This window comes from Aliivibrio logei (assembly GCF_001691055.1).
Lineage (GTDB): Bacteria > Pseudomonadota > Gammaproteobacteria > Enterobacterales > Vibrionaceae > Aliivibrio > Aliivibrio salmonicida.
Genome location: NZ_MAJU01000011.1, coordinates 191,261 through 204,419, shown reverse-complemented (window position 1 = coordinate 204,419; position 13,159 = coordinate 191,261). Strand labels below are relative to the sequence as shown.

At 40.7% G+C, this 13,159-nt stretch carries 12 protein-coding genes; 11 read left to right on the top strand and 1 reads right to left on the bottom strand.

Annotation, left to right across the window (positions count from 1 at the left end; genetic code table 11):
* Positions 1 to 15 precede the first annotated feature (15 nt).
* The 11 genes from A6E04_RS11460 (at position 16) to A6E04_RS11415 (ending at position 12,198) form a co-directional block, all read left to right on the top strand.
* Positions 16 to 1,005, top strand: a complete 990-nt coding sequence (locus tag A6E04_RS11460) for a membrane dipeptidase (protein WP_023603667.1) — start codon at positions 16 to 18, stop codon at positions 1,003 to 1,005.
* A 98-nt stretch (positions 1,006 to 1,103) separates the two neighbouring features.
* The gene (locus A6E04_RS11455; protein ID WP_023603666.1) at positions 1,104 to 2,678 is read left to right on the top strand and encodes a BCCT family transporter; all 1,575 of its coding nucleotides are present in this window, start codon (positions 1,104 to 1,106) and stop codon (positions 2,676 to 2,678) included.
* A gap of 122 nt (positions 2,679 to 2,800) precedes the next feature.
* Positions 2,801 to 4,486 (top strand): hypothetical protein, encoded by a 1,686-nt coding sequence (locus A6E04_RS11450; RefSeq protein ID WP_065611416.1) that lies wholly within the window; start codon positions 2,801 to 2,803, stop codon positions 4,484 to 4,486.
* Positions 4,483 to 5,214 (top strand): DUF3726 domain-containing protein, encoded by a 732-nt coding sequence (locus A6E04_RS11445; RefSeq protein ID WP_023603664.1) that lies wholly within the window; start codon positions 4,483 to 4,485, stop codon positions 5,212 to 5,214. Before A6E04_RS11450 ends, A6E04_RS11445 begins: the two co-directional genes overlap by 4 nt.
* A 157-nt stretch (positions 5,215 to 5,371) precedes the next feature.
* Entirely contained in the window at positions 5,372 to 5,536 is a 165-nt protein-coding gene (locus A6E04_RS21315; protein ID WP_175365425.1) for a hypothetical protein, read from the top strand.
* Between the two features lie 256 nt (positions 5,537 to 5,792).
* The gene (locus A6E04_RS11440) at positions 5,793 to 6,821 is read left to right on the top strand and encodes an ABC transporter permease subunit (RefSeq protein WP_023603662.1); all 1,029 of its coding nucleotides are present in this window, start codon (positions 5,793 to 5,795) and stop codon (positions 6,819 to 6,821) included.
* An 11-nt stretch (positions 6,822 to 6,832) separates the two neighbouring features.
* Positions 6,833 to 7,876 (top strand): ABC transporter permease, encoded by a 1,044-nt coding sequence (locus A6E04_RS11435; RefSeq protein WP_175365430.1) that lies wholly within the window; start codon positions 6,833 to 6,835, stop codon positions 7,874 to 7,876.
* A gap of 31 nt (positions 7,877 to 7,907) precedes the next feature.
* Entirely contained in the window at positions 7,908 to 9,749 is a 1,842-nt protein-coding gene (locus tag A6E04_RS11430) for an extracellular solute-binding protein (protein ID WP_422614048.1), read from the top strand.
* Between the two features lie 23 nt (positions 9,750 to 9,772).
* Positions 9,773 to 10,783 carry an ABC transporter ATP-binding protein gene (locus A6E04_RS11425; RefSeq protein WP_065611411.1) on the top strand — a complete coding sequence of 337 codons (1,011 nt, stop codon included), beginning with the start codon at positions 9,773 to 9,775 and terminating at the stop codon, positions 10,781 to 10,783.
* Positions 10,780 to 11,748 carry an ABC transporter ATP-binding protein gene (locus A6E04_RS11420; RefSeq protein WP_065611409.1) on the top strand — a complete coding sequence of 323 codons (969 nt, stop codon included), beginning with the start codon at positions 10,780 to 10,782 and terminating at the stop codon, positions 11,746 to 11,748. Before A6E04_RS11425 ends, A6E04_RS11420 begins: the two co-directional genes overlap by 4 nt.
* A 123-nt stretch (positions 11,749 to 11,871) precedes the next feature.
* A complete protein-coding gene (locus tag A6E04_RS11415) occupies positions 11,872 to 12,198 on the top strand; it encodes an MliC family protein (protein WP_065611407.1) in 327 nt (108 codons plus the stop codon).
* 71 nt (positions 12,199 to 12,269) lie between these two features.
* Here A6E04_RS11415 and A6E04_RS11410 read toward each other — a convergent pair whose 3' ends face one another.
* Positions 12,270 to 12,878 carry a YitT family protein gene (locus tag A6E04_RS11410; RefSeq protein WP_012549649.1) on the bottom strand — a complete coding sequence of 203 codons (609 nt, stop codon included), beginning with the start codon at positions 12,876 to 12,878 and terminating at the stop codon, positions 12,270 to 12,272.
* Between the last annotated feature and the right edge of the window lie 281 nt (positions 12,879 to 13,159).

Here is a 13,159-nt window from a genome sequence, read left to right as displayed (position 1 = left end):
AATAAGGAGTGCGTTATGTATCAGCAACGGATTGTGATTGATGGATTGCAGTACTGCAATTGGGATCGCGAATATTTTCAAACCTTAAAAGCCAGTGGCATTACGGCGGTTCATGCCACCATGGTGTACCACGAAAATGCACGTGACACGTTAAGTCGCTTTGCTGAATGGAACTTACGTTTTGAGCAGAATGCGGATCTCATTATGCCAGTGCACTCTATGGCTGATATTGACGTAGCGAAAGCAGAAGGCAAGGTGGGTATTTTCTTTGGTGCTCAAAACTGCTCTCCGATTGATGATGAAATTGGTTTAGTGGAAGTGATGCGTCAGCAAGGGTTGCTCATCATGCAATTGACGTATAACAACCAAAGTTTATTGGCGACTGGGTGTTATGAGAAAAATGACACGGGCATTACTCGGTTTGGTCAGCAAGTCATTGAAGAGATGAACCGAGTTGGAATGGTGGTCGACATGTCACACAGTGCAGAGCGATCGACGCTTGAAGCGATTGCTCTCTCTTCACGTCCAATCTGTATTAGTCATGCTAACCCTACGTTTGCTCATGATGCATTGCGTAACAAATCGGATACGGTGATCAAAGCATTGGCAGAGCGTGGTGGACTGTTAGGTTTTAGCTTATATCCCTTCCATCTTCCCAATGGCAGTGAGTGTACGTTAGATGATTTCTGCCAAATGGTGGCAAAAACGGCGGATATGGTTGGTATTGATCATTTAGGGATCGGCAGTGATTTGTGCTTAAACCAACCACAAGAAGTGTTGGAATGGATGCGTAATGGTCGTTGGTCAAAAGCGATGAATTATGGAGAGGGGTCCGCCAGTAATTCAGGATGGCCCGATGCACTCCCATGGTTTTGTGGCAGTGCCGGAATGGAAAATATCTACAACGGATTAATGCGTCATGGATTCAGTGAATCTGAGGCCGGAAAAGTACTGGGTGAAAACTGGTTTAACTTTTTAAAACAAGGACTAGAGCCTATTTCGTAAAACGAAACCCATACATGGAGCACCTACTCAATACAACAATAATAGGGTAGGTAGCAAGCACACCTTTGCAGCTGCAAATTGAATACTGGAGCCAGAGTATGTCTGATGTAACCGATAACATGAAAAGTTCAAGCAAGAATTCGTCAATAAAAGAGAATGAATCCACGGCAGAAAAACTGGGGCTTGATAACCCCGCCTTATGGTATAGCGGTGGTTTTATCGCTTTATTTGTCTCACTTGCGTTAGTGAATGCTGAATTACTGTCGACCATTGTTAATAGTGGATTTGCATGGGCGGTGAGTGTCTTTGGTCCTTATTGGCAAATCTTATTATTACTGACATTCCTTATTGGTTTAGGGTTGGCGGCAGGACGTACCGGTCGAGTTATTTTGGGGGGGATCGATAAACCTGAAATGGACGGATTCCGCTGGATGGCGATCATCTTTTGTACTTTATTGGCGGGGGGAGGCGTATTCTGGGCCGCTGCTGAGCCGATTGCTCATTTTGTTAGTGCACCACCGTTATACGGCGCGCAAGAGAACGTACAGCAAGCGGCGGTTAATGCGTTATCACAATCTTTTATGCATTGGGGATTCTTAGCATGGGCAATCGTGGGGAGCTTAACGTCCATTGTTGTTATGCATCTTCATTATGATAAAGGGTTACCGCTTAAACCAAGAATTTTACTTTATCCTCTCTTTGGTAAGCGCGTACTGACTGGCCACACCGGTGCATTGATTGATGCGTGTTGTATTGTGGCGGTTGCGGCAGGGACAATTGGTCCGATTGGTTTCTTAGGTCTACAGGTGAGCTATGCGTTAAACGCTCTGTTTGATATACCAGATGGTTTTACCACACAGCTCATCATCATATTATTCGCGATCGCTCTATACACGATTTCTGCGTTAAGTGGTTTGAATCGAGGCATGCAAATGCTTAGCCGTTATAACGTTATTTTAGCGTCAGCATTGATGGTTTATGTGCTTATTTTTGGTCCAACTAACTTTATCGTCAATGGCTACATCCAAGGGGTGGGCAGCATGATTGATAATTTCATTCCAATGGCAACTTATCGTGGTGATGAAGGCTGGTTAAGTTGGTGGACGGTCTTTTTCTGGGGATGGTTCTTAGGGTACGGACCAATGATGGCGATCTTTATTGCTCGTATATCACGCGGTCGCAGTATTCGCCAATTGATCTCTACCATTAGTATTATTGCACCGCTTGTGACGTGCTTTTGGTTCACGATAGTCGGTGGTTCAGGATTGGCTTTTGAAATTGCGAATCCAGGCAGTGTGAGCTCGGCTTTTGAAGGGTTTAATTTACCGGGGGCTTTATTGGCCGTGACCTCTCAATTGCCAATGCCAATGGTAACGTCAATCCTATTTTTAATTTTAACCACCATCTTTATTGTGACCACGGGGGACTCAATGACGTACACCATCAGTGTGGTTATCAGTGGAGAAACAGAGCCAAATGCCATTATCAGAACCTTTTGGGGCGTGATGATGGGGGTAACGGCGTTAATCCTTATCTCTCTTGGATCTGGTGGTATATCAGCATTGCAATCCTTTATTGTCATTACCGCTGTTCCTGTCTCTTTAATCTTGTTGCCCTCACTTTGGGATGCACCACGGATCGCCATGAAGATGGCAAAAGAACAAGGGTTGTAAACCCATCCAATAACGTGAAGCAAGAGCGGTGTTTGCCGCTCAACTTGGCTCTAATAATGAACTAAATTCTAATAAAAGAGCCCCTATCAATACACCTATAATTAGAAATGGTGGTGAGCAACATGGATGCACATCGTTCAACGTACGCTGAAACTCATCTGCGTAAACCTGAGATTGTAATGGCACCGGACAGACTGGGTGCAATGCACCAAAATAGAATCAGTTTTGTTCGTAGCTTAATACGTAAAATGGCACAGCAAGAGTGGCAAGTCACTAAGCATGAATGGAAATTATCACCCCAAGGTTTTGGTCATGTTATTTATAAATTAGTGACACCTAATGATACGTATCATTTGGTTGTTTTTTGTGACGAAATTGCAGATGAAGAGCGTAATGATCGTGTTATTGCTGAAAAGTGGGATGTAACGTTTGCTTTGGTTCTTGGAGAGGTAAATGTCGATTTATTAAGCCAATTAAGAGCCAACGTGCCATTGCAAGAAGCGGGTAGAAACCCAAATAATGTCTTGGTGTTAGCAAGAGCAAATAAAAGTGTTCGAGTGTTTGATCATCTTGTCTCTCATTTATCTAGAGGCGAACAACCCAATCAAAAAGAGCTTGCCGAGGTGGGGTATATTTTAAGAACGACCGCGGTTTATGGTAATGGTAAATTTGGTATTGCAGACTTTAAATTGCTAGAAAACAATGCTGATTTTAATCAGTCTTTTAGCGCTCAAATGTGTGCTGTTTATTTATTACGTCAGTTCAGTTTGGACTGGGTTCATTATTTAGCGACAGAGCAAGGGGGAGTGAATGCCGTTACTCTCGATCGTGAGTTGCAACGCTATCTTGGCGTTGGTAATGCGACAGGGTTAGGGATGGCTCCTTATTTAATTAACCATCCTTGCATTGTTGATCAGTGGATGTTCGCACGAGAAATGGCGTTATCTGCGGTACTTAATGCGCCTGTAATGCGAGAGAGAAAAGCGCCATTACAAACGTTATTGCACAAAGGCGTAAGACATTTACAGCAAGTGATCACGATTAATGAACACCAAGATGCGCTAAATCATCGTGCGGTTTCTGAGCTTAACGAATTGATTGCTGGTTTAGATAACATCGTAGCGAAAAGTTCAACTTGGGAAGATGTCGTTACCCATTCAAATGGTATGAGCTTAGAAGCTCAAGAAATGTTGCTCTCTTGCTTGATGGAAATCTATCCTGAATTAGTTGATAGTTTTGAAGAGCAAATGAACTGCAATGAAAATCTATCGTTACCTAGTGGAAAAAAGATTCAAGACTTAATCACGACCGTAGAAGCGTGCTATCAGTGGGCAATTAAAACGGACTTTACTAAACCTGAAAATAATTATTGGTTTTGGTATCGCTCACAAGATAAAGAAGAACCGCGTCTTGGGGTTCGAGGTGAAGAGAAAGGCGAAGACAGAGAATTGCCTCTTGATATTGGCCGTCAAGTGTATCGTCTTTATCACGCATTATTGAAATGTGAGGCATCAATGTCTTTAGCTGAGTTCTTAGTAGAGCATCCTCAATATCGCGCAATAAGCCGCAGAGTATGGACATTAGGACATAAAGCGTTAGGTGATATTCAAATGAATGTACTACATAAGTCGTCTTTACCAATGCATTTATTACGGTGTAAATTAGCCGTCTTTGGTGCAACGAAGTTTGATCCACGATCCGATCGCTGGGTTCGAGTTACTTTTTTTCAAGGCGCGCCTTTGTTAGATGAAGTTCATGATGGGGAATGGTTATTCCCGTTATTGCCAAACGCAGGAGAAGGCCAATGATCGTGTCACACAATGAATTAGTAGCGGTAACTAATAAGGCATTCTTAGGCATGCGCCGAACGTGCGGAGAAGCTGATGTTATTGCCAATATGGTGGCAGATCTGCAAATGGTTGGGTTGAATGGCGTCAGACATTTTAATAATGCGACCAAATTTTTAACGGTTGAGGAGGATTGTCCTGTCGAAATAACCATGACCAAATCAGGTAATTTAGTGGTGGATTTACACGGTTGCAGTGTGGCTTGCCATTTACCTGTGATTGTTGATTACGCGGTTGAAAAAATGGTGAAACGTAAACGCTTAAGCATCACATTAACCAAATGCCATAACCGTTGGCTCGCCTACAGTGAGTTGGTGAAGTTGGCAGCAAAAGGCATCGCTTGTAAAGCCGAGTGGGAAAATGGCACTAGCCCTAAACGGACCTTGTATGTTTTAAATCGAGGGTGTGTATCACCTGAATTGTTTTTGTCAGATGACGTTGAGCTCAACAGTGGAAAATTAAATGACATGACCATTGAATTATCAGTACGAGATTTTGATGTGGTTGCTTTATCTGAAGGGTACAGCATTCATATTAATTCGGCTGAGCTGAATGGATCACAAGAAAATGCATGGAGTCATGGCATTCAGGTTGATGATGCTGATTGGGAAAGTTTGAAAAAAACAGCGACCGCTATTTTAGTCGAAAACAGTGAGCAATCGTTAAAAGGTGCGGGAGAGCTAGCCTGAAACCATACATAGTTAACGATTAAGATGGCAACGCTCATGGTGAAAACGATGGGCGTTTTTTTATACTATTGACTCAGTAGTAAAATGAATGCAAAGTACTTTAAGTACAATGTTGCGTTAAGTCTTAATTAAAGAGCAAAAGGGTATGGTGATTTATATGAATAAATTAGATAAAAACAGCATGGTTTCAGATGAAGAAACCATAAAAACGTTGCCTACTCAATCTGCTCAGTCAAACGATTCGATAAATACATGGGATCAGCTAACGGATGAGCAACAACAAGATATTTTGGCTCACTTAACCGAAGTACCTTTTCAATAATCCTCGGCGTTAACTTCTTTTTTCTGATTGTCGATACATTATCGCTTTAACGTTTATGTGGGGCACTTTTATTTTAATAGTGCCAAACACGTTCTCATTCTCCCTTCCATGAGGGTCCTGCAAACTGTTAACTTGATTGCATTCTCACTAGCCTTCATTGTGATTCTCTATTTATTGAGCTAACTTAATAAAACTATTATAAAAAATAATGATAAGCAGCGGAGTCTGCGCCTTGGACATGGAGTACTAGTCACGGATGATATCTTATTTATTTAGACGGCTTTTATTGGTTGTCCCTACTTTCATCGGTATTACCTTACTCATTTTTGCGCTAACCCGATTTGTGCCTGGTGGACCAGTAGAAAGAATGCTGCTGAGTTTACAAATGCAAGGGAGTTCTGAAACTGGGGGAACCAGCAGCGTTACTGATGGAAATAATGCATTATCTGAAGAGCAAATCGCAGAACTTAACGCCTTTTATGGATTAGATAAGCCCGTGTTTGAAGCTTATTATGATTGGTTAACAAAATTGGTCGTTCTTGATCTCGGTGAATCCACCCGCTATTACGAACCCGTATGGGACATGATCTCTGAACGATTACCCGTGTCTTTATTTTATGGAGGAATGACCTTTTTACTCAGTTATCTTATTTCAATTCCTCTGGGTTACTTTAAAGCCTTAAAGCACGGTTCCATCCTCGATTCTATGTCCTCTGTTGCTATTTTTGTTGGCTTCGCTTTGCCCGGTTATGTCATTGGCGTTTTCTTAATTAGTTTATTTAGTTATCAAATGGAGTGGTTCCCGATGGGGGGATTTGTCAGTGATGATTTTGATGACTACGGTGCGATAGAACAAATAAAAGACATTATGTGGCATGCGGTTTTGCCTCTGTTTTGTTATCTGATTGGTGATTTTGCATTGCTTACAATGACGATGAAAAACAATTTGATGGAAAATTTGGCGGCCGATTATGTAAGAACAGCCATTGCAAAAGGCTTGCCATTTAAAACGGCCGTACGTAAACACGCATTAAGAAACAGTCTAATTCCGGTCGCGAGTCATTTTGGTAATTCGTTGATGTTTTTTATGACGGGATCATTTTTGATTGAGGTGATATTTAATATTGATGGTATTGGGTTGCTGGGTTATGAAGCGATCATGGAGCGAGATTACCCGGTTGTGATGGGGTTGTTCGCTATTAACGCAATGATGCTGATGATAGGGAATATTTTATCTGATGTGTGTGTGGCAGTGGTTGATCCTCGCGTTAAGTTTGGAGCCTAACTATGTCGTCTATCTTAAAAGTAAGTCCATTAACGCAGAAAAAAATACAGCGCTTTAAAGCGATAAAACGCAGTTATTGGTCTTTCATTATTCTGCTCTTATTGCTCGTGTTGTCGATCTTTGCTGAAGTCTTTGTAAACAGTCGAGCTTTACTGGTGAGTTACCAAGGTGAGTGGCACTTTCCAACGTACGGTGATGTTAAATCAGGCGAAACGTTTGGATTAGATTATGTCCATGAAACGAATTACCGAGACTTAAAAACTGAATTTAAAGAACAAGATAATGGTGATTTTGTTGTTATGCCGATTGTGCCTTGGAATCCTTATGAACAAGATTTCTCAGGGGATTTTCCGCCTACCGCACCTAGTGTTGAAGCGCAGCATTATTTGGGTACCGATACCATTGGGCGAGATATTGTATCGCGGTTGGTTTATGGCTTTAGGATTGCGATAGGCTTTGCGCTTATTACTTTAGTCATTTCATATGCGATAGGTGTATCGGTTGGCTGTGCAATGGGGTTCTTTGGGGGCAAGTTTGATCTGTTTTTTCAGCGCTTTATTGAAATATGGTCAATGGTGCCTTTTTTATACGTCATCATGATCCTTGTTTCCATAATGAAACCTAGCTTCATGCTATTCACACTAATTAATGTCATGTTTGGGTGGATGGGGATGACATGGTACATGCGAACAATGACCTATAAAGAGAAATCTCGTGAGTACGTTATGGCAGCGAAAGCGTTAGGGGCTTCAAATTCACGAATTTTATTTCATCACATTTTACCCAATACGATGGTGATGATAGTGACATTAGCACCATTTACGATTGTGGCTAATATTACCGCGCTAACCGCTTTGGATTATTTAGGATTAGGGCTTATGCCACCCACACCAAGTTGGGGGGAATTATTACAGCAAGGTAAATCCAATTTAGATTCTCCTTGGATAGCAAGTTCGGTCGTGACTGCTATTGTTACAGTATTGATTATGGTGACTTTTATTGGTGAGGGAATACGAGAAGCTTTTGACCCTAAAAAACACACGCGTTATGTGTAAGCCAAAAAGAATAAATAATAGGAAGGAATCTATGACAATAAAAAATAAAATGACGTTATTTTCGGCATCTGCAGCGTTATTTAGCGTCGGACTTTTTTCTGCTGAATTACCGACAAATTTAGAATGGAAAACGAATGATTTAGCGCCGACGTTTGCTTCACCAGAGGCCGTGTTTGGTGGCACTTATCGTACGTATTCGTTGAGTTTTCCTCAGACATTTCGCTCGGTTGGTCCCGATTCAAATGGTGCTTTTCGTTCTTGGATTGTAGAGGCCAATTTACCGCCGTTAATTCAACACCCAAATACGGGTGAGTGGCTGCCTGGCTTGGCGACATCGTGGGCGTTTGGTGACGATAATAAAACGATGTATTTCAAATTAAATCCAAAAGCAACATGGAGTGATGGAAAGCCGGTAACCGCGGATGATTACCAATTCATGCTGACGTTAATGCGCTCAAAAGACATTGTCGCGCCGTGGTATAACGATTTTTTTACCAATGAAATCGCCGATGTTATTTCTTATGACGCTCATACTATTGGGGTTGTTTCAGCCAAAGAACGTAATCGTGATGAGTTGATTCAATATACTAATTTAATGCCCCGTCCTGCGCATTTCTATGGCAAGCCAAAACTCGATGAAAACAACGATGGTATTGACGATAAATTTGTTCGTAAATATAACTTTAAACCAGAACCGGTTACAGGACCTTATTACATCGATAAAATCAAAAAAGGAAAAAATATTGTTTTTAAACATGTGGGTGAAGATTGGTGGGGCTACGAAAATAAATACAATCAGAATCGCTACAACGTAGAGAAAATCAATATCAAAGTGATCCGTGATGATGACATCGCATTAAAGCATTTTGAAAAAGGAAATTTAGATTCTTTTACGTTACTTCGTCCCGATTTATGGCATGAGAAATCGAACGGTAAAAACTATCAAAATGGGTATATTCAGAAGGCTTGGGTATATAACCAAGCCCCTGTTGGTGCGGGTGGCTTATGGTTAAACACAGCAAAACCGATGCTGAATGACATGAACATTCGTAAAGGCATTATGTATGCCACCGATTTTGACATGATGATCGCCAAAGTGTTGAGAGGGGACTATTCACGTAAACCCAATGGGATGGGATTTGGTCATATTGGCTACGATAATACCACCATCAATGCACCTACATTTGATGCGAAAAAAGCCATCGAATATTTTGAGAAAGCCGGATTTGAAAAAATAGGCCCTGATGGCATTCGAATAAATGCCAAGGGTGAACGACTCAGTTTCGCCATCACGTATTCCGCTCAAGCTCATACTCCTCGAATTGCGGTATTACGTGAACAAGCCAAGCTTGCTGGAGTCGATTTTGAGTTAAACCTGATCGATGGTTCAAGCATGTTTAAATACGTACTTGAGAAGAAGCACGACATTTCTTTTCATAATATGGGAACCAGTGAGATCCCTGCGTATTGGGAATATTTTCATTCAGACAATGCAAATAAACCGCAAACCAATCATTTTACTAATTTTACGTCACCTGAACTGGATACCTTAATCGATTCATTTAAAAACGAATTTGATATTGATAAAAAACAGGCATTGTCTCGCGAAATTCAACAAGCGATTGCAGATGCTAATGTTATTGTTCCCGGTTATATGGTGCCTTACGCTCGTTCTGGTTATTGGCGTTGGATGAAGTTACCCGAAAAAATGGCAACAAAACAAACGGGTTATTTATTCCATGGTTGGGGTTTTTCTCAAACCTTCAGTACGTTCTGGATTGATGAATCGATAAAAAAAGAAACCAAAGCGGCGATGAAATCAGGTAAGGCATTTGAGCCCGTTATTATTGTTGATGAAACCTATAAATTATAACTATAAAAATAGTGAAGATGCGCATGGATAGACAAATCATATTGTCAGTGGAAAATGTGATCACTGAATTTGAAACCGATGAAGGGATCATTCGAGTACTTGATGGTGTCAGTTTTGATGTCCCTAAAGGGAAAACCATTGGCATTGTTGGGGAATCAGGTTGTGGAAAAAGCGTAACAGCACTGTCTATTATGGGCTTATTGCCTAATCCTTACGGCAATGTCGTATCTGGACAGATTTTATATGGTAATACAAATTTAGTTCAACTTAGTCCAAGTCAATTATATGAAATGCGTGGCAATCACATTTCGATGATTTTTCAAGATCCAATGACGGCACTAAACCCGGTACATACGATTGGGAAACAACTCAATGAAGTGTTGGAATTGCATCGCTCTGATTTAAACAAAAAACAGCGTTTAGCGTATTCTATCGAAATGCTTGAAAAAGTAGGTATGCCATCTCCTGAATCTCGCTTACATGAATACCCTCATAGTTTATCAGGGGGGATGAGGCAGCGAGTGATGATCGCAATCGCATTAGCGTGTGAGCCAGATATATTGATTTGTGATGAGCCAACGACGGCACTTGATGTCACGATTCAAGCGCAAATTTTAACGTTGATGAAAAAACTGCAAGACGAGACGGGGATGTCGATCATTTTTATTACTCATGATCTTGGTGTTGTGGCTGAAATCTGTGACGAAGTGGTGGTGATGTACGCTGGTCGAGTGGCTGAGCAAGCTGACATTTTTGAGTTATTTGATAATCCTCTGCATCCTTATACTCAAGGATTAATGTCCTCAATGCCAAGCTTAAGTTTACAACCTAAAACAGAGCTTGAAACCATTCAGGGTACCGTACCATCATTAAATGAAATGCCTCAAGGGTGCCGCTTCTCTACTCGTTGTAAATTCAAACAAGACCAATGTGATTTGGTGGTACCTGAATTGACTCAGATTTCACCGTTGCATAATGTGAGCTGTCATTTTTCTGGTCAGTTGATTGAGAATAAATCAGAGGGGACATTATGATGGAGTTATTAAGAATTGAGGGATTAAAACAACATTTCATTTCAGGTAAAGGTGTATTTAATAAAGGATACATTGTACATGCTGTGGATGGCGTATCTCTGAGTGTTAATGAAGGTGAGACGTTAGGATTAGTTGGGGAGTCTGGATGTGGTAAAAGCACACTAGGGCGCAGTTTGCTGAAGTTGTTTGAACCAACGGCCGGTAACATTTTTTTTGAAGGAAAAGACATTACTGATCTCGGAAGTAAAGCAATGCGATCTCTGCGTCAAGACATGCAGATTATCTTTCAAGATCCTACAGAATCGTTAAACCCAAGGCATACTATTGAAATGATTTTAGAAGAACCTTTCATCATTCACGGTATAGGGACAGCGAAAGAGCGCAAAGAGTGGGTAAAGGATCTGTTAGTTAAAGTGGGATTATCACCCAGTGCGATTACTCGTTATCCACATGAGTTTTCTGGGGGACAAAAACAACGAATTGGTATTGCGAGAGCCATTGCTTTAAAACCAAAATTGATAGTGTGTGATGAGTCGGTATCGGCATTGGATGTATCAGTACAAGCGCAAATCATTAATCTGTTATTAGATCTTCAAAAGGAGATGAATTTAGCCCTTATATTTATTGCTCATGATCTTTCTGTAGTGAAACATATTTCAGATAAAGTGGCGGTTATGTATTTAGGGAAGATTGTTGAGTACGGCAATTCAGAGGATTTATATCATTCACCTAAACATCCTTATACAGAAGCGTTATTGTCTGCGATTCCGGTTGCTCATCCTCGACTTAGAGGAAAAAAAAGAATCATACTAAAAGGCGATGTACCCTCGCCAATTAACCCGCCTAAAGGGTGCCGTTTTTCGACTCGATGCCCAAAAGCTGAAAAAAGATGCGTTGAGATAGAACCACAAAGACAGTGTATTGATAGTGCTGAGCATGATGTTGCTTGTCACCTATATGAATAACAGATATCAGGGGGGAGTAGTGGCTGTTATTTAACGGATGAGTTGAATAAATATCTATTTTGAACCCTCTTTTTTGAGTTCATTTATTCTATAATCAGTAAAAATAAAACGATTGAGGAAGGTATGAAAAAATTATTCGCTTTGGCTGCTGTGATGACGCTTGCTGGTTGTTCGACGACGATGCCAGATATGGGAACGGCACAACCCGTGCACTATACGTGCGAAGCAGGACGTAATTTTCAAATAACATTTAATGACGATAAAGCGTTGCTGCAATTACCAAAAGAAGATTATGCATTAAAAAGAGCAGTATCAGCATCAGGGATGAAATACATTTCAGATGATGGAATGCCTGATGTGAGTAAGACGATTGTCTTTCATGGGAAGGGGGATTCTGCAATTCTTGAGTTAGGTCGCGTTGTTCTTAAAGAGTGCACCGTAATACAGTAATTGTTGGATCTGAAAATGGCCACGTAGTTGAAATTACATGGCCATTTCATGTCACTTTTTTTATGAGGAAACTACGACCCGTAAGTCACAATATAACGATTTGGTTTGTGATTCATTGCAAGCACAATGTTTAATACGATAGCACCAAGAACGGAAATCAGTAATAACGAAGGCGTAATAAAGAAGAAAGAGGCGCTTAAAATGCAGAAATCAATTGCCATTTGAACCTTGCCCACTGAAATGCCAAATTTCTCTTGAATGAATAAACATAAGACATTAAAGCCACCAAGACTTGAACGGTGTCTGAATAATATCAGCATACCTAACCCCATCAATAAACCGCCAGCAACTGCACAATAAATATCATTAATATGGTCAACTGAAATCATCATATTTAGATGATCGGTCATGATAGAAACGAGTGCACCTGAAATTAAGCTTGTTAGTGCAAACTTCTTACCGAATCGATTCCAAGCTAGCGCATAAAAAGGGAGGTTGCACACAAAGTATAAAACCCCAAAACTGATGTCTGTCATTTGGCTTAACAGCAATGCTAAGCCTGTCGTTCCGCCCGTTAATAAATTAGCAGCTTGCAAAAAGAAGATCCCTTGAGAGACTAAAAATGTCCCTGTTAAAATCGCAATGACATCTTCTTTGTGAGTGTGTTTGATTTTTTCCATAATATCGATACCAACAAAATAATGCAGGCTAGCATAGGGTGAGATGAATTTTATGCAATCTGTTGGCTATAAATATCCGACGTAGTTTGTAGTTAACCCTTTACACAGTGTAAAGCTAAAAATTGACACTTAATGAATATCTTTCATGTTGATAATGAGTAATCCCCAACAAAAATAACAAAGAAAAGTACAATTGAGGCTATCTGATCCAGATCAAATTATGTAGAATAACGACCAGTTAAGGCTAGTGACGTAATCGTTTGCGTCATTGGGCTATTTTT

Bases quoted from the DNA above. Each gene is read 5' to 3' on its own strand.
- A6E04_RS11425 (WP_065611411.1), top strand. From the start codon at position 9,773: ATGGATAGACAAATCATATTGTCAGTGGAAAATGTGATCACTGAATTT.
- A6E04_RS11460 (WP_023603667.1), top strand. From the start codon at position 16: ATGTATCAGCAACGGATTGTGATTGATGGATTGCAGTACTGCAATTGG.
- A6E04_RS11420 (WP_065611409.1), top strand. From the start codon at position 10,780: ATGATGGAGTTATTAAGAATTGAGGGATTAAAACAACATTTCATTTCA.
- A6E04_RS11455 (WP_023603666.1), top strand. From the start codon at position 1,104: ATGTCTGATGTAACCGATAACATGAAAAGTTCAAGCAAGAATTCGTCA.
- A6E04_RS21315 (WP_175365425.1), top strand. From the start codon at position 5,372: ATGAATAAATTAGATAAAAACAGCATGGTTTCAGATGAAGAAACCATA.
- A6E04_RS11440 (WP_023603662.1), top strand. From the start codon at position 5,793: ATGATATCTTATTTATTTAGACGGCTTTTATTGGTTGTCCCTACTTTC.
- A6E04_RS11450 (WP_065611416.1), top strand. From the start codon at position 2,801: ATGGATGCACATCGTTCAACGTACGCTGAAACTCATCTGCGTAAACCT.
- A6E04_RS11445 (WP_023603664.1), top strand. From the start codon at position 4,483: ATGATCGTGTCACACAATGAATTAGTAGCGGTAACTAATAAGGCATTC.
- A6E04_RS11430 (WP_422614048.1), top strand. From the start codon at position 7,908: ATGACAATAAAAAATAAAATGACGTTATTTTCGGCATCTGCAGCGTTA.
- A6E04_RS11415 (WP_065611407.1), top strand. From the start codon at position 11,872: ATGAAAAAATTATTCGCTTTGGCTGCTGTGATGACGCTTGCTGGTTGT.
- A6E04_RS11410 (WP_012549649.1), bottom strand. From the start codon at position 12,878: ATGGAAAAAATCAAACACACTCACAAAGAAGATGTCATTGCGATTTTA.